At 69.2% G+C, this 253-nt stretch carries 1 pseudogene; it reads left to right on the top strand.

What is annotated here, in order from left to right:
* Positions 1–11 precede the first annotated feature (11 nt).
* Positions 12–253: pseudogene (locus tag HUW62_RS48015) on the top strand (hypothetical protein); the annotation flags it as partial.

Here is a 253-nt window from a genome sequence, read left to right as displayed (position 1 = left end):
CCTCACGCAGCGTGGCGCGCCAGAATCCGGCTCGCTGCTGGACTCCGCGCGACCTGCAACATCCCTTCCCGGCAACCAGCGCGCTCGTCGCGACCGCGATCTCCATCAACCACTTCGCTCAGCAACACCTGGGCGCGCCGGTGCGACTGCGGATGTGGGGCGCAGAGGAGGGCGCCAGTCTGGTGCGGAAGGAGGACTGGGACGAGCTGTCCGACTGGGGCCAGGTGGTGCAGGCGCTGACGATAGGAGGCGA

This window comes from Myxococcus sp. AM011, from assembly GCF_013372595.1.
Taxonomy (GTDB): domain Bacteria; phylum Myxococcota; class Myxococcia; order Myxococcales; family Myxococcaceae; genus Myxococcus; species Myxococcus eversor.
This window is presented reverse-complemented; position numbering and strand designations above follow the sequence as displayed.